Here is a 13,804-nt window from a genome sequence, read left to right on the forward strand (position 1 = left end):
CCGTTCCCGGCTACTTCGCCGGCACGCCGAACGTCTTGAGCTCGAGGAACTCCTCCAGCCCCGCCACACCCATCTCCCGCCCGATGCCGGACTGCTTGAAGCCGCCGAACGGGGCGTCGGGGCCGAAGAACATGCCCCCGTTGATGCTGAAACTGCCGCTGCGGATCCGCCGGGCCACCGCCACGGCGTGGTCGTCGTCGGCGCCGATCACCGCGCCGGACAGGCCGTACACCGAGTCGTTGGCGATCCGGACCGCGTGGTCCTCGTCGTCGTAGGGGATGACCACCAGGACGGGTCCGAAGATCTCCTCGCGGGCGATCTCGGAGCCCGGGTCGACGTCGGCGAGGAGTGTGGGCTCGTAGAAGAAGCCCTCGCGTGCGGCGGGCCGGCCGCCGGTGACCAGGCGGGCGCCGGCGGCGACGGCGCGCTCGACCAGGCCGTGCACCTTGGTCCGCTGCCGTTCGCTGATCAGGGGGCCCATGTGGGTGGCCGGGTCGGCGGGGTCGCCGTAGGGCACCCGGCCGAGCATCGCGGCGACCAGCTGGACCGCCTCGTCGTGCCGGGCGCGTGGGACGAGGAGCCGTGAGGTGATGCCGCAGCCCTGGCCGGCGTGGGTGCAGACGGTGAAGGCGGCGAACGTCGCGGCCTGGGTGAGGTCGGCGTCGTCGAGCACGAGCATCGCCGACTTGCCGCCGAGTTCCAGGAAGACCTTCTTCAGGGTGGCCGAGGCGGCCGCCATGACGGCCCGGCCGACCGGCGTCGACCCGGTGAAGCTGATCATGTCGACGCCGGGGTGGGTGGTGAGCCGCTCGCCGGTCTCGGGCCGCGACGAGGTGAGGACGTTGACCACTCCGGCGGGGATGTCGGTCTCCTCGGCGATGATCCGGCCGAGGGTGAGCGTGGTCCACGGGGTGTCGGGGGCGCCCTTGAGGACGACCGTGCAGCCGGCGGCGAGGGCGGGGGCGAGCTTGGCGAGGGCCAGCTGGTTGGGGAAGTTGTACGGCAGGATCGCCGCGACCACTCCCGCCGCCTCCTTCTCCACCCACCGCAGATGCCGGCGGCCGCGGCTCTCCTGCGGGACGAGCTCCTCACGGAACTCGTAGCGCTCCAGCAGGTCGGCGTACCACTTGACCAGCTCGATCGGCTCGTCGAGCTGGGTGCCGTGGGTCAGTGAGCGAGGTGCGCCCACCTCGGCGATGGTCAGTTCGCGCAGGGGCTCGCGGTGCTTGAGCAGTGCCGCGTACAGCTGGCGCAGACAGCGCAGCCGCAGTGCGCGGTCGCGTGTCCAGTCGGTGGTGTCGAACGCCCGGCGGGCCGCGCCGACGGCCGCCTCGACCTGGTCGTCCGTCGCGTCGGAGGCCGTGCCCAGCACCTTTCCGGTGGACGGATCGACGGTCTCGAAGTCGCGGCCCGCATGGACGAGTTCACCGTCGATCAACAGCCGGTCCTCATGGAAAAGACTCACGGCTCCCCATCTCTTCCGGGTGACGCGGGGTCCTGCTTGCCACGGCCCCGCCTGCGGTGGAAAGTAGCTTCTCACTAGAGGAGAAGCAACCATTCGTGCACGAGAATTAGGCATTCATAGAAGAGCGGGAGGAATCATGCCCGGTCAGCGCAGGGGCACGAGGATCGCCATGACGGACGACGAGCGGGACGCCTTTCTGTACGCCCGGCCGGTGTGCCGGGTCGCTACGGCGGGGCCGGCTGGCCGTCCGCACGCGAGCGCGCTGTGGTTCGTCTGGGACGGGACGGCATTGTGGCTCAACTCCCTGACGAAAAGCCGACGATGGGCTGACATCGGCAACCGCCCCGACATCAGCGTGCTCGTGGACGACGGAGGCTTCGACTTCCTGCGCCTTCGGGGCGTGGAGCTGCTGGGAAGAGCCGAGATCGTGGGCGAGGTGCCGCGTCGGGGCGAGACCTCGGACGAACTCGCGGAGCCCGAGCGGCTGTTCGCGCGGAAGTACGCGCAAGGGCGCGGCTTCCAGTACGACGGCTGGCACGCCTGGCTCCGGCTTCGCCCTGAGACGATCGTGAGTTGGGACTTCGCCAAGCTGCGCGCGTGACGGTTGACGCCCTCGCCGACCCCATGGAAACCTTCAGTTCGTATGGAGAGAATGCCATTCTCGCCTAGCTCAAGGGAGTTACGGATGCGCCTTCCCCCGCTGCCGGACGAGGAGTGGGACGACCGGACGCGCGAAGCCCTGTCCGCGCTGCTCCCCCGGAGGCTGCGCAACGAGCACGGCGCGGGACCGGCGATGTCGAGGCTGGCCCGCCATCCCGACCTGACGGAGGCCTTCCTCTCCTTCAGCGTGTACGTCCTGTTCCGCTCGACCCTGCCGGCCCGGGTGCGCGAACTGGCGACCCTGCGGGTGGCCGCGCGCCGGGAGTGCGCCTACGAGTGGGCCCACCACCAGAAGCTGGCCCGCGAGGCGGGACTGACCGAGGCGGAGATCGAGGCGGCGGGCCGCGGCAAGGCGGACGATCCGCTGGACGGCCTGGTCCTCGCCGCGGTCGACGAGCTGGAGGACCGCTCCACCCTCTCCGAGCCCACCTGGGACGCGCTCGGCGAGCACCTCGACGAACGCCAGCGGATGGACCTGGTGTTCACGGTCGGGGCGTACGCGGTGATGGCGATGGCCTTCAACACGTTCGGCGTGCTGCCCGACACCGAAGGGAGCGGTCATGACCACTGACGACCTCGTGGAGATCCAGCAGCTCCTCGCCCGCTACGCGGTGACCATCACCCGGGGCGACATCGACGGACTGCTCGCGGTCTTCACCCCCGACGGCACGTACAGCGCCTTCGGCGACACCTATCCGCTGGCGGAGTTCCCCGCGCTGGTCGCGGCCGCCCCCAAGGGACTGTTCCTGACCGGGACCCCGGTCGTCGAGGAGTCGGACGGCGACACGGCCAAGGGCACACAGCCGCTGTGCTTCGTCGACCACGCCACGCACGACATGCGGATCGGCTACTACGACGACACCTACGCGCGCACGGCGGACGGCTGGCGGCTGCGGACCCGCGCGATGACGTTCATCCGCCGCAACGGCGTCCACGACTCCGGCCGGCCGCACGCCTTCGGGCGCCCCGCGGTATGAACCCGGTCGCGGAGTTCCGCTCCGCCCTCCAGGACTGGCTCGACGCGCACGACCTCTCCCCCGGCCCCGACCACTCCCTCGACGCGCAGGTGGCCCAGTTGGCGCGGGTCCGCCGGGCCCTCTTCGACGCGGGCTGGATGCGCCACGGCTGGCCCGCCGAGGTGAGGGGGCTCGGCGGGCCGGCCGTCCTGCGGGCCGTCCTCGGCGAGGAGGTCGCCACCCGCGGCCTGGCCGAGCCCGGCATCTACTCGATGGTCGAGGTCCTCGTCCCCACGATGATCTCCTACGCTCCCCCCGAACTGGCCGCCGAAATGGTCCCGTTGCTCCTCAGCGGCCGCGAGCAGTGGTGCCAGGGCTTCTCCGAACCGGGCTCCGGCAGCGACCTGGCGTCCCTGACCACCCGGGCGGTCCCGCAGGACGACGGGACCTGGCGGGTCAACGGCCAGAAGGTCTGGACGAGCCTCGCCCAGTACGCGGCCCGCTGCGTGCTCCTCACCCGCACGGCACCGGGCCACGACGGCATCACCGCCTTCTTCGTCGACATGGACACCCCCGGCATCACGGTCCGGCCGCTGCGCACGATGCACGGCGTCGACGAGTTCGCCGAGGTGTTCCTCGACGACGTCGTCGTCCCCGCCGACCGGATGCTCGGCCGCCCCGGGGACGGCTGGCGCCTCGCGATGGACCTGCTTCCGCACGAACGCTCGACGTGCTTCTGGCACCGCGTGGCCCACCTGTACACACGCCTGGACCGGCTGCTCGAGGAGACACCGGAGCCGGACGACACCGCGCTGGGCGCCGCCTACCTCGCCCTGCACACCGTCCGCTGCCGCTCCCACGCGACCCAGCGACGCCTCGCCGCGGGCGCCCGGCTCGGCCCGGAGACCTCGGTGGACAAGGTGCTGCTGGCCACGGCGGAACAGCGGCTCCTCGACACCGCGCGCGACCTGCTGCCAGGGGTGCTCGAACTGACCGACTCGCCCTGGCGGTCCGAGTACCTCTACTCACGGGCGGCCACGATCTACGGCGGTACGGCCGAGATCCAGCGCAACATCATCGCCCGCCGTCTGCTGGACCTCGGGAAGGAGTGAGGCGTGGACGGGCCGGAACTGGAGCTGCTCACCGAGACGTTCCGCAAGACGATGACGACGACGCCCTCGGGGGCCGCGCTGGAAGAGGCGCTGGTGGGACTGGGCTGGCGGGAACTGCACGCGGAGTACCCGGTGTTGGCGATCCGGACCGTCTTCGGGCTCCTCGGCGAGACGGGGGCGCACGCCTCGCTGCTCAACGACGTGACGGGCGGCGGCACACCCGCGTTGCCCTACGCGGGCGGCAGGTGGGTCGTGTGGTCACCGTCCGCCCCGGGGACGACCCTGGACCCCGAACTCCCCCTGCGCACGGTCCCGTCGGGTGAGCCGCTCCCCCTCGCCGCCGGGCAGCGCGCCCTCGGCTGGTGGCTGGTCGGCACCGGCCGGGCCATGCTCGCCCTGGCCCGCGCGCACGCCCTGGACCGCGTCCAGTTCGGCCGCCCCCTCGCCGCCTTCCAGGCGGTACGGCACCGGCTGGCGGAGACCCTGGTGGCCCTGGAGGGCGCGGAGGCCACCCTGACCGCGGCCACGGATCCCTTCGGCTCACTCCTGGCGAAGGCGGCGGCGGGCGAGGCCGCGCTCACCGCCGCCCGGCACTGCCAACAGGTCCTCGGCGGCATCGGCTTCACCGCCGAACACCCCCTGCACCGACATGTCCGCCGGGCCCTCGTGCTGGACGGACTGCTCGGCAGCGCACGGGAGTTGACGCGGGAGGCGGGGGCACGGCTGCGGGCGGAGGGGGCGGCGCCGAGGCTGGTGCACCTGTAGGTGAGAAGATCCAGGGCATGAGCGCACCGGAACTCTCGTCGCTGTGGGATGAGCACATGCTCGCGCCCTACCCCTCCGGCTTCCGCGGCGTGGACATCGCGGGGGTGGAGCTGATCCTGCTCGACGCGGATGTCGCCGGTCTCGTCCAGCGCGAACTCCACGGCGGACTCGACGACGAGGGCGTCGCGATCCTCTGGGGGTGCATCGCGGCCCTGGACAAGGCCCTGCCGCTGATCGGCGACGACTACTGCGCGACCTACTACGCGCACCTGCGGACGATGGCGGAACACGTGGCTGCGCGGTACCTGCCCGCGGCGACCTGAGCGCCCCGAAGGGGCGCGGGGAACTGCGCGACCAGCCACTACGGTGCCGCGGACAACCTCCTTACCTCAGCTTCTCCTTCATCTCGTCCAGCTTCGCCAGGATCGGATAGCCACTGACGCTCAACGCGTTCCCGTGCCCGGTCTGATGCACGTCGAAGACGGACTGGACGGCGGCGTAGAAGCCCTGCACGTCCAGGGTCTGGTTCACGGCTCGCTTGGCCTGGCGGAGGCCGAACGCGGGCATCCTGGCGATGCGCTCGGCGAGTTCGCGCGTCTCGGCGTCCAACTCCTCGCGTGGCACGACCCGGTTGACCATGCCGACCTTCTCCGCCTCCTCCGCGGTCAGCGGGCGCCCGGTGAAGAGGATCTCCTTCGCCTTGCGCGGCCCCAACTCCCAGGTGTGCCCGTGGTATTCGACGCCGCCTATACCCATCGTCACCACCGGATCCGAGAACAGCGCGTCTTCCGCGGCGACGATCAGATCGCAGGGCCAGCAGAGCATCAGCCCACCGGCGATGCAGCGCCCCTGCACCGCGGCGATCGACGGCTTCGGGACGTTGCGCCAGCGCAGCGTGTACTCGAGATACCGGCGGGTCTCCGCCCCGTAGATCCATTCCAGGGTGATCTCGTTCGGCGCGGGCCACCGGTCCTTCAGGTCGTGCCCGGCGGAGAAGTGCTTCCCCTCCGCGCGCAGCACGATGACCTTCACCTCCTCGTCCTGCGCGGCCCGCGTCCAGGCGGTGTCGAGTTCGTCGAGGAGGGCCATGTTCTGGGCGTTGGCGACCTCGGGGCGGTTCAGGGTGAGGGTCGCGATGCGGTCCTCGACCTCGTAGCGGATGTGCACGAACGGCTCCTCAGCGTCGGGGCAGGCCGAGCACGCGCTCGGCGATGATGGTGCGCTGGATCTCGGACGTACCGCCGGCGATGGTCGCGCCGAAGCTGCGGGCGTAGCGGTGGAACCAACTGGCGTAGTTGTCGTCGTAGGTCATGTGGTAGGCCGGTGCCGTGGTCGCCGGGTGGATCAGACCGTCGGGCCCGGCGGCCTCCAGGACCTTCTCCAGGGCCCGCTGCGAAGCCTCCGAGCCGAAGACCTTCAGCACGGACAGGGCCGGTACGTCCTGTTCGCCGCGGGCGGCGCGGGCCAGGGCGGCCGAGCCGAGCAGGCGGAGCGCCTGGAGGTCCATGACGAGGGTGGCGTACCAGTCCTTCTCCAGCGGGCCGCTGGGGCGGAAGTCCCGCACGATGTCGCCGAGCCGCTCGGCCTCGCTGACCCACATCAGGGTGCGCTCGTGACCGAGTGAGCCATTGGCCACCCGCCAGCCCTCGTTGAGGGGGCCGACGAGGTTCTCCGCCGGGACCCGCACGTCCTCGAAGAAGACCTCGTTGAAGTCCTTGTCCTCGGGGTTGGTGTAGGAGGCGAAGGGGCGGCGGGTGAGGCCGGGGCTGTCGGTGGGGATCAGCAGGACGCTGATGCCCTTGTGCTTGGGGGCGTCCGGGTCGGTGCGGACGAAGGTGAGCAGGACGTCGGCGTCATGGGCGCCGGAGGTCCACACCTTCTGCCCGTTGACCAGGAAGTGGTCGCCCCTGGGTTCGGCGCGGGTGCGCAGGGAGGCGAGGTCGGAGCCGGCGCCGGGTTCGCTCATGCCGAGGGCGGCGGTGAGCTCGGCGCGCAGGATGGGCACCGCCCAGCGCCGCTTCTGTTCCTCGGTGCCGAAGGTGAGCAGGGAGGCGGCGATGATGCCGACGCCCTGCGGGTTGAAGCTGTGGAAGATACGGCGCCGGGAGAGCTCCTCCATGTGGACGAAGCTCTGGATGACGGTGGCGTCGCGGCCCCCGTACTCCGGCGGGTTGCCCGGCAGCAGCCAGCCCTCGTCGAACTGGAGGCGCTGCCAGCGGCGGGCCCAGTCGGGGAGGTGGCCGGTGGAGCGGGACCGTTCGCCGGCCTCCGCCTCCTTGGGGAGGTGGGCCTCCAGGAACGCCGCGAACTCGGCGCGGAAGGCCTCGACGTCGGTGTCAAAGGTCAGTCGCATGGCACTCCTCGGCTATCAGCGCCCGGTGCTCGGCGGCGCCGCCGAGGAGCAGCTCGCCCGCCTTCGCCCGCTTGATCGCGAACTGGAGGTCGTTCTCCCAGGTGTGTCCCATCGCCCCGGACAGCTGCACGGCGTTGCGGAACACCAGGGCCTGGCACTCGCCCGCCGCCGCCTTGGCCATCGCGGCGGCGATCCGGCGCCGGGGGTCGTCCTCGGCGATGGTCAGGGCCGCGAAGTAGCCGAGCGCGCGGGCCCGTTCGACGGCCACGTGCATGTCGGCCGCCTTGTGCTGCACGGCCTGGAAGGAGCCGATGGGCGCGCCGAACTGGTGCCGGGTGCGGGCGTGGTCGAGCACCAGGTCCAGGGCGCGTCGGCAGGCGCCGACGATGGTCAGGGCCATGCCGGTGAGGGCGAGGTGGCGGGCGCGTTCGGGATCGGTGGCGCTGCGGTCGCGGGCGGGGACGCGTACCCGGTCGAACAGGACGTCGGCGATGTGCAGGACGGGGTCGAAGACGGTGGACCGTAGGGCGGTCACCTCGGTGGCCGGGACGACGAAGACGCCTCCCGGGGTCACCACGGCGAGCCGTTCGGCCCGGTCCCCGTCCAGCACATGGCGGGCCACGCCGCTGAGCACCCAGTCGCCGCCCTCGGCGCGGGCGTCGACCCCGCCGTAGGCGGCGGTGCCGGACCGGCCCGGCTCGGTGTGGTCGGGTGCCAGCGGGGCGTACTGGGTCATGGTCGCCAGGTAGGGCGTCGGGTCGGTGGCGCGGCCCAGCTCCTCCAGCACGATCGCCAGCTCGACGGCGTCCGCGGGATCGGTCAGCTCGGTCCAGCCCAGGTCGGCGTAGACCTGCCAGAGCGGTTCCGGGTCGGCGCCCTCGTCGGCGATACGGCGGATCAGGGCAGGTGGGCACTCCTTCAGTACGGCCTTGTGCACGGTGTCCTGCCACAGCCGCTGCTCGGCGTCGAACTCCAACAGCATGGGGGCCTCCCCTGCCCGTGTCCCGGCACATCGGCGCGAGAATAGCATTCTCACTGAAAGAAATTAAGAGTCTCACAGAGGCGATAAGGGGTGTTCAGTCAGGCCGTAGGGCTGTTGTCGCTACACTCCAGTAAAGTTCTCCCATGGCACAGAAGGCGGATCAGCCCGTGAGCACCCCCACCGAAGAACCTGCCTGGAAGCAGCGCGCGGTAGAGCGTTCCACCCAGGCGGCGAAGCGCCGGGCCGAGCAGCGGGTGGAGCGGTTCCTCGACGCGGCCCAGGCGATCATGGCCGAGAAGGGCACCACCGACTTCACCGTGCAGGAGGTCGTCGACCGCTCCAAGCAGTCGCTGCGCAGCTTCTACCAGCACTTCGACGGCAAGCACGAACTGCTGCTCGCCCTGTTCGAGGACGCCATGAGCAAGTCGGCGGAGCAGCTGCGCACCGCCGCGGTCGAGCAGTCGAACCCGCTGGACCGGCTCAAGGTCGCGGTGCAGACCCTGTTCGAGAACTCCTGCCCCGACCCGGCCGCCCAGCGCCCGCTCTTCACCGACTTCGCGCTGCGTCTGCTGGTCTCGCACCCCAACGAGATGCGGATCGCGAACGCGCCGCTCCTCGCGCTCCTCACCGAGCTGATGACGGACCTCGAGGAGGCGGGCCTGCTGCGTCCGGGCTTCAAGCCGCGCCGGGTGGCCGCCCTGACCATGCAGACCGTCATGTTCAACGCGCAGTCCAGCGGCCAGGCGGGCTCCCACCCGATCACCGCCGACGAGATCTGGGACTTCTGCGCGAAGGGGTTCACCCTGAGCTAGTCGGAGAACCCCATTCTCAACCCAAGAAATCTCCCTTACGCTCGCTGGCATGCCCCTTGCCACGAGCGAACTCTGGGACGACCTGCTCTCCTGCCTCGACCTGCGCCCGGTCACGGGTGACGGCTCGGTCTACGAGGCCCGGAACCAGCGACTGGGCTACCACCGGCTGTTCGGCGGCCAGTTGCTCGCCCAGTCCGTCCGGGCGGCGCTGCTCAGCCGCCCGGACAACGACGTCAAGTCGCTGCACACGCTGTTCCCGCGGGCGGGACGGCCCGAGGAGCCCGTCCGCTACGAGGTGGAGCACCACCACGAGGGCGGTACGTTCGCCACGCTGACGGTCGTGGCCCGGCAGGCCCACGGCGTGGTCGCCACCGCCGGCGTCTCCCTCCACGCCGCCGAGGACGGACCGGCCCACCAGACCACGGAGCCCGTCCCGGCCCTGCTCGGTCCCGAACACCGCGTCGGGCTGCATCCCCTCCCCTGGGAGACCCGTGCCACCACCGACCTGGACTCCCCCGACGCGGGGCCGCCCGAGTTCGACCTCTGGTGGCGCACCCCGACCGCGGACCCCGAACTGGCGCCCGCGCTCACGGCGTACACCACGGACCTGACCCTCATCGGGACCGCGCTGCGACCGCTGAAAGGGGTCGGGCAGCGTGACGCTCAACAGGCGTTCACCTCCGCCGTCACCTCGCACACGGTGTGGTTCCACCGTCCCTTCCGCGCCGACGACTGGCTCCTGCTGCGCCAGCACAGCCCGCTCCTGGCCCACGGCCGCTGCTTCGGCCGGGGGGACGTGTTCACCGAGGACGGCTCACTGGTCGCCTCCTACGCCCAGGAGGCCCTGCTGCGCTTCGCCCGGGAGGCGGTGTGAGGCCGTACCGGGTCGTGCAGTGGGCCACCGGCACCATCGGCACCCGCTCGCTGCGGGGCGTCATCGAGCATCCCTCGCTGGAACTGGCCGGAGTCCATGTGCACGCGCCCGGCAAGGACGGGCTGGACGCGGGTGAGCTGTGCGGGCTCGGCGCCTCGACGGGCGTGCGCGCGACGCGGGACGTCGAGCGCGTCGTGGGCCTCGGAGCGGACTGTGTGCTCTACATGCCGCTCACCTGCGACCTGGACGAGGTGTGCCGGCTGCTGGAGTCGGGCGCGAACATCGTCACCACGCGCGGGGAGTTCCATCATCCGGGGAGCATGCATCGCGTCGTACGCGAGCGGGTGGAGGCCGCCTGCGAGCGGGGCGGCACCTCGATCCACAGCACGGGCAGCAGCCCCGGGTTCATCACCGAGGCCGTACCCCTCGTACTGACGTCGATCGCGCGGCGCGTCGAGCGGGTGGCCGTCGACGAGTACGCCGATCTGTCCCGACGGCCCTCGCCCGAGCTGCTGTTCGGGGTGATGGGGTTCGGTGTCGCGCCCGCCGAGTTCGCCGAGGAACGGCTCTCCCGGGCCCGGACCAGCTTCGGACCGTCGCTGCGACTGGTCGCCGACGCGCTGTCGCTGCCGCTGGACTCCCTGGAGGCGAGCGGGGAGTTGGCGACCGCGCGGCACCGGGTCCGCATCGCCGCGGGCGAGTTGGCGCCGGGGACGGTGGCCGCGCAGCGTCTGACGGTGACCGGGACGCGCGCGGGCCGTCCGCTCATGCGCTTCCGGGCGACCTGGTACTGCACGACCGACCTCGAACCGGACTGGGACCTCCACGACACCGGCTGGCACGTCACGGTCGACGGCGACGCGCCGCTCGACGTGAGCGTCCGGCTGCCGGTGCCGCTGGAGCGGATGGCGGAGATCTCACCGTCGTACACCGCCAACCGGGCGGTCAACGCGGTGCCGTTCGTGTGCGCGGCGGAGCCCGGGATCCGGACGACCGTGGAGCTGCCGCAGATCACGGCGACCCTCAGCTGACTTCCACGACCATCGCCGAGCCCATCCCGCCGCCCGCGCACATCGACGCCACGCCGATCCCGCCGCCGCGCCGCCGCAGTTCGTGGACGAGGGTGACCAGCATGCGGGCGCCGGTCGCGGCGACGGGATGGCCGAGGGAGCAGCCGCTGCCGTTGACGTTGACCGTCTCCGGGTCGAGGTCGAGGAGGCGGACGGCGGCGACGGTCACCGAGGCGAAGGCCTCGTTGATCTCGAAGAGGTCGACGTCGGAGAGGGTGAGGCCCGTGCGGGAGAGGGCTTTCGGGATCGCCTCGACCGGGGCGAGGCCGGTCTCGGCGGGGTCGACGCCGACGGACGCCCAGGACCGCACGGTGGCCAGGGCGGGCAGGCCCTCGGCGAACGCCGTCGTCTCGCTCGCGACGACCAGGGCGGCCGCGCCGTCGTTGCCGCCGCAGGCGTTGCCCGCGGTGATGCTGAACCCCTCGATCTCCGGGTGCAGCGGCTTGAGCGCGGCGAGCTTCTGCAACGAGGTGTCCCTGCGCGGGTGTTCGTCGACCGCGAAGAGGCCGTGCGGGGTGTCGACGGGGACGATCTCGGCGTCGAAGCGGCCCTCGTCGATGGCGCGCACGGCGTTGCGGTGCGAGCGCAGCGCCCAGGCGTCCATGTCGGCGCGGGAGACGCCGGCCCGCTGGGCCACGTTCCAGCCGATGCAGAGCGACATGTCGGCGTTGGGCGCGTCCGGCCGGTCGGGGTGGGTGGGCGGCATCCAGGGTTCGGCCCACTCGCCGTCGATCCGGAAGCGTGACTTCGGCGCCGTGGAGGCCGAGTTGACGCCTCCCGCGATGACCAGGTGGTCCATGCCGGCCCGGATGCTCGCGGCCGCGCCCGCCACGGCCTCCAGGCCCGCCGCGCAGTGCCGGTTGCAGGCCGCGCCGGGGACCGAGGTGAGCCCGGCGGTCAGGGCTGCGTGGCGGGCGATGACACCGCCGCCGTAGAGGCCCTCGCCGAGGACCACGTCGTCGACGCGGTCCGGGTCGAGCCCCTTCGCCGCGGCGCCGACGATGTGGTGGGCCAGGTCGAAGGCGGTGGTGTCGCGCAAGGTGCCCTTGACCGCGGTTCCGACGGGGGTGCGCTGGGCGGACACGATGACTGCCTCGGACATGGACGCCTCCAACTCGGTCAGGACACTGGGTGAGAACGCGATGAGAGCTCGGATGAGAATGTTACTCTCGCAAAACCAGAACATGACTCGCAAGGGAGCCGTCATGCAGATAGCAGGGTCGTCCGCGGTCGTGGTCGGCGGGGCGGGGGGTCTGGGCGAGGCGACGGTCCGCCGCCTCCACGCGGCGGGCGCGGCGGTCGTGGTCGCGGACCTCGCCGACGACAGGGGTCGGGCCCTGGAGAAGGAGCTGGGCGTCCGTTACATGCGCACCGACGCCACCAGCGAGGAGGACGTGCTGGCGGCCGTCGCGGAGGCGGAGTCGCTCGGCCCGCTGCGGATCTCGGTGGACACGCACGGCGGCCCCGCGAGCGGCGGACGCCTCATCGGCCGCGACGGCGAACCGCTGGACCTGGCCGGCTTCCGGCAGACCGTCGACATCTACCTGACCGCCGTCTTCAACGTCCTGCGTCTGACCGCCGCCGCCATGGCCCGCCACGAGCCCTGCGACGAGGACGGCGGCCGTGGCGTCGTCGTCAACACCGCCTCGATCGCCGCGTACGAGGGCCAGATCGGCCAACTCCCCTACGCCGCCGCCAAGGGCGGGGTCGCCGCCATGACCCTGGTCGCCGCCCGCGACCTGTCCCCCCTCGGCATCCGTGTCGTCACGATCGCACCGGGCACCTTCTTGACCCCCGCGTACGGCAAGGCGGGTGACCAACTGGAGGCCTACTGGGGCCCCAAGGTCCCCCACCCGCGCCGGATGGGCCGCTCCGCCGAGTACGCGGCCCTGGTCCAGCACCTGTGCGAGAACGACTACCTCAACGGCGAAGTCGTGCGCCTCGACGGGGCGTTGCGGTTCCCGCCGAAGTGACGGCGCGGCGGGTCTACCCGCCCGTCAGCCGCGCCAGGGTCACCCGGAAGTCCTCCGTCTGGAACGACTGCTCCTCGGCCGTGGTCGCGAAGTCGAGGGTCGCGAGGACCGCTCGTTCCAGGTGCAGGTTGAGGAGCCGTTTGGTGCTCTCGACGGCCTGCCTGGGCAGTTCGGCGATCCGCTTGGCGCAGGCCGTGGCCTCGGCCAGGGGGTCGGCGACCACGTGGTTGGCCAGTCCCATGGCGACGGCCCGTTCGGCCGGGATCCGGGCGCCGGTCAGGGCGTACTCCTTGGCGAGCAGCAGGCTGGTGTGCAGGGGCCAGGTCAGCGGGCCGCCGTCGGCGGCGACGAGGCCGACCTGGACGTGCGGGTCGGCCAGGTAGGCGGACTCGGCGAGGTAGACCGTGTCGCTGAGGGCGACGAGGCTGCATCCCAGGCCCACGGCGGGCCCGTTGACGGCCGCCACGACCGGGACGCGGCAGCGGACCATGCCGAGGACGATGTCCCGGCCGTGGGCGATGGTGCGGGCGCGCAGGTCCGCGTCCTGTCTGATCTCGTCGAGGTAGGCGAAGTCGCCGCCCGCCGAGAACGCCTTGCCCGCGCCCGTGAGCACGGCGGCGCGGGCGTCGCGGTCCTCGCTCAGGCGGGGCCAGAGTCGGGCGAGGCCGGTGTGGAGGGGGTCGTTGACGGCGTTGAGGGCGTCGGGCCGGTTGAGGGTGATGATCCGCAACGGGCCGTCGGCCTCGACCTGGATCTCCTCCGGCATGCCGTACAGGTTCACG

General features: G+C 71.8%; 16 protein-coding genes. 10 read left to right on the forward strand and 6 right to left on the reverse strand.

The annotated features are described in order from the left end of the window. Positions 1 to 10: 10 nt before the first annotated feature. Positions 11 to 1,465, reverse strand: coding sequence for an aldehyde dehydrogenase family protein (locus tag ABKA17_RS07190; RefSeq protein WP_353691031.1), 1,455 nt, complete (start codon positions 1,463 to 1,465; stop codon positions 11 to 13). A 169-nt stretch (positions 1,466 to 1,634) separates the two neighbouring features. Here ABKA17_RS07190 and ABKA17_RS07195 point away from each other — a divergent pair, with 169 nt between their 5' ends. The 6 genes from ABKA17_RS07195 (at position 1,635) to ABKA17_RS07220 (ending at position 5,281) form a co-directional block, all read left to right on the forward strand. Continuing rightward, positions 1,635 to 2,066 (forward strand): pyridoxamine 5'-phosphate oxidase family protein, encoded by a 432-nt coding sequence (locus ABKA17_RS07195; RefSeq protein WP_353691032.1) that lies wholly within the window; start codon positions 1,635 to 1,637, stop codon positions 2,064 to 2,066. An 84-nt stretch (positions 2,067 to 2,150) separates the two neighbouring features. Continuing rightward, on the forward strand, positions 2,151 to 2,696 hold the full coding sequence (locus ABKA17_RS07200) for a carboxymuconolactone decarboxylase family protein (RefSeq protein WP_353691033.1): 546 nt from the start codon (positions 2,151 to 2,153) through the stop codon (positions 2,694 to 2,696). After that, positions 2,686 to 3,102 carry a nuclear transport factor 2 family protein gene (locus ABKA17_RS07205; RefSeq protein ID WP_353691034.1) on the forward strand — a complete coding sequence of 139 codons (417 nt, stop codon included), beginning with the start codon at positions 2,686 to 2,688 and terminating at the stop codon, positions 3,100 to 3,102. The genes ABKA17_RS07200 and ABKA17_RS07205 overlap by 11 nt, the downstream gene beginning before the upstream one ends. Next, positions 3,099 to 4,193, forward strand: a complete 1,095-nt coding sequence (locus ABKA17_RS07210) for an acyl-CoA dehydrogenase family protein (RefSeq protein WP_353691035.1) — start codon at positions 3,099 to 3,101, stop codon at positions 4,191 to 4,193. The genes ABKA17_RS07205 and ABKA17_RS07210 overlap by 4 nt, the downstream gene beginning before the upstream one ends. 3 nt (positions 4,194 to 4,196) lie before the next feature. Then, positions 4,197 to 4,958 (forward strand): acyl-CoA dehydrogenase family protein, encoded by a 762-nt coding sequence (locus ABKA17_RS07215; RefSeq protein WP_353691036.1) that lies wholly within the window; start codon positions 4,197 to 4,199, stop codon positions 4,956 to 4,958. 17 nt (positions 4,959 to 4,975) lie between these two features. Next, positions 4,976 to 5,281, forward strand: a complete 306-nt coding sequence (locus ABKA17_RS07220; RefSeq protein ID WP_353691037.1) for a hypothetical protein — start codon at positions 4,976 to 4,978, stop codon at positions 5,279 to 5,281. 61 nt (positions 5,282 to 5,342) lie between these two features. Here the strand turns inward: ABKA17_RS07220 and ABKA17_RS07225 are convergent, their stop codons facing one another. Genes ABKA17_RS07225 through ABKA17_RS07235 form a run of 3 tightly spaced genes read right to left on the reverse strand, consistent with a single transcriptional unit; the run spans position 5,343 to position 8,293 of the window. Further along, entirely contained in the window at positions 5,343 to 6,125 is a 783-nt protein-coding gene (locus ABKA17_RS07225; RefSeq protein WP_353691038.1) for an enoyl-CoA hydratase, read from the reverse strand. Between the two features lie 10 nt (positions 6,126 to 6,135). After that, positions 6,136 to 7,311, reverse strand: coding sequence for an acyl-CoA dehydrogenase family protein (locus ABKA17_RS07230; RefSeq protein WP_353691039.1), 1,176 nt, complete (start codon positions 7,309 to 7,311; stop codon positions 6,136 to 6,138). Further along, complete coding sequence (locus ABKA17_RS07235) at positions 7,295 to 8,293, reverse strand: acyl-CoA dehydrogenase family protein (RefSeq protein ID WP_353691040.1); 999 nt, start codon at positions 8,291 to 8,293, stop codon at positions 7,295 to 7,297. The genes ABKA17_RS07230 and ABKA17_RS07235 overlap by 17 nt, the downstream gene beginning before the upstream one ends. A gap of 143 nt (positions 8,294 to 8,436) precedes the next feature. Between ABKA17_RS07235 and ABKA17_RS07240 the strand changes: the two genes are divergently transcribed. From ABKA17_RS07240 to ABKA17_RS07250, 3 genes are read left to right on the forward strand one after another with little or no spacing between them, the layout of a single operon-like run. Next, complete coding sequence (locus ABKA17_RS07240; protein ID WP_353691041.1) at positions 8,437 to 9,105, forward strand: TetR/AcrR family transcriptional regulator; 669 nt, start codon at positions 8,437 to 8,439, stop codon at positions 9,103 to 9,105. A gap of 49 nt (positions 9,106 to 9,154) precedes the next feature. Beyond that, on the forward strand, positions 9,155 to 9,979 hold the full coding sequence (locus ABKA17_RS07245) for an acyl-CoA thioesterase (protein WP_353691042.1): 825 nt from the start codon (positions 9,155 to 9,157) through the stop codon (positions 9,977 to 9,979). Then, entirely contained in the window at positions 9,976 to 11,010 is a 1,035-nt protein-coding gene (locus tag ABKA17_RS07250) for an NAD(P)H-dependent amine dehydrogenase family protein (RefSeq protein WP_353691043.1), read from the forward strand. Before ABKA17_RS07245 ends, ABKA17_RS07250 begins: the two co-directional genes overlap by 4 nt. On the opposite strand, the gene ABKA17_RS07255 is transcribed toward ABKA17_RS07250, so the two are convergent. Then, complete coding sequence (locus ABKA17_RS07255; RefSeq protein ID WP_353691044.1) at positions 11,003 to 12,151, reverse strand: thiolase family protein; 1,149 nt, start codon at positions 12,149 to 12,151, stop codon at positions 11,003 to 11,005. The two genes, ABKA17_RS07250 and ABKA17_RS07255, sit on opposite strands and share 8 nt — an antisense overlap. 103 nt (positions 12,152 to 12,254) lie before the next feature. Between ABKA17_RS07255 and ABKA17_RS07260 the strand changes: the two genes are divergently transcribed. Next, on the forward strand, positions 12,255 to 13,022 hold the full coding sequence (locus ABKA17_RS07260) for an SDR family NAD(P)-dependent oxidoreductase (RefSeq protein ID WP_353691045.1): 768 nt from the start codon (positions 12,255 to 12,257) through the stop codon (positions 13,020 to 13,022). A gap of 13 nt (positions 13,023 to 13,035) precedes the next feature. Here ABKA17_RS07260 and ABKA17_RS07265 read toward each other — a convergent pair whose 3' ends face one another. Next, the gene (locus ABKA17_RS07265; RefSeq protein ID WP_353691046.1) at positions 13,036 to 13,803 is read right to left on the reverse strand and encodes an enoyl-CoA hydratase/isomerase family protein; all 768 of its coding nucleotides are present in this window, start codon (positions 13,801 to 13,803) and stop codon (positions 13,036 to 13,038) included. Between the last annotated feature and the right edge of the window lies 1 nt (position 13,804).

Source organism: Streptomyces sp. RG80, assembly GCF_040446465.1.
In the GTDB taxonomy this organism is placed as follows: domain Bacteria; phylum Actinomycetota; class Actinomycetes; order Streptomycetales; family Streptomycetaceae; genus Streptomyces.

Bases quoted from the DNA above. Each gene is read 5' to 3' on its own strand.
- ABKA17_RS07195 (WP_353691032.1), top strand. From the start codon at position 1,635: ATGACGGACGACGAGCGGGACGCCTTTCTGTACGCCCGGCCGGTGTGC.
- ABKA17_RS07200 (WP_353691033.1), top strand. From the start codon at position 2,151: ATGCGCCTTCCCCCGCTGCCGGACGAGGAGTGGGACGACCGGACGCGC.
- ABKA17_RS07205 (WP_353691034.1), top strand. From the start codon at position 2,686: ATGACCACTGACGACCTCGTGGAGATCCAGCAGCTCCTCGCCCGCTAC.
- ABKA17_RS07210 (WP_353691035.1), top strand. From the start codon at position 3,099: ATGAACCCGGTCGCGGAGTTCCGCTCCGCCCTCCAGGACTGGCTCGAC.
- ABKA17_RS07220 (WP_353691037.1), top strand. From the start codon at position 4,976: ATGAGCGCACCGGAACTCTCGTCGCTGTGGGATGAGCACATGCTCGCG.
- ABKA17_RS07230 (WP_353691039.1), bottom strand. From the start codon at position 7,311: ATGCGACTGACCTTTGACACCGACGTCGAGGCCTTCCGCGCCGAGTTC.
- ABKA17_RS07235 (WP_353691040.1), bottom strand. From the start codon at position 8,293: ATGCTGTTGGAGTTCGACGCCGAGCAGCGGCTGTGGCAGGACACCGTG.
- ABKA17_RS07240 (WP_353691041.1), top strand. From the start codon at position 8,437: ATGGCACAGAAGGCGGATCAGCCCGTGAGCACCCCCACCGAAGAACCT.
- ABKA17_RS07245 (WP_353691042.1), top strand. From the start codon at position 9,155: ATGCCCCTTGCCACGAGCGAACTCTGGGACGACCTGCTCTCCTGCCTC.
- ABKA17_RS07255 (WP_353691044.1), bottom strand. From the start codon at position 12,151: ATGTCCGAGGCAGTCATCGTGTCCGCCCAGCGCACCCCCGTCGGAACC.
- ABKA17_RS07260 (WP_353691045.1), top strand. From the start codon at position 12,255: ATGCAGATAGCAGGGTCGTCCGCGGTCGTGGTCGGCGGGGCGGGGGGT.